The sequence below is a fragment of the Cupriavidus oxalaticus genome, from assembly GCF_038900635.1.
Taxonomy (GTDB): Bacteria; Pseudomonadota; Gammaproteobacteria; order Burkholderiales; family Burkholderiaceae; genus Cupriavidus; species Cupriavidus oxalaticus_B.
Map to the genome: position 1 here is coordinate 1 of NZ_JAYMRX010000126.1, position 249 is coordinate 249.

The following is a 249-nucleotide window of genomic DNA, read 5'->3' on the forward strand; positions in this document are numbered from 1 at the left end:
TCCTGTAGTCCGTGCTTGCGCAACCATACCAGCACTGTGGCGCTGCCTTGTATCCCGTACTTGCGTTGCGCCTCCTTATACGTCAGATCGCCTCTTTCAACTTCCTCCACCACCGCCAATTTAAAAGGTTCATCGCCGATCTGCGTGACCGCTTAGAAACAAAAAGGGCCAACCGCCCACCGCTGTTATCTTGGAGTTGCGACACAACAAGAAACAGGAAGGTGGGGGTTGGCCCTACGCGATTGTATG

Annotated in this window: 1 protein-coding gene; it reads right to left on the bottom strand. The window is 53.8% G+C overall.

Translation table 11 applies throughout. From position 1 onward, the window contains the following. Positions 1-140 (bottom strand): helix-turn-helix domain-containing protein (locus tag VSR71_RS35255; RefSeq protein WP_342917938.1); only part of this gene is annotated, 140 nt, incomplete at its 3' end. Positions 141-249: the final 109 nt, after the last annotated feature.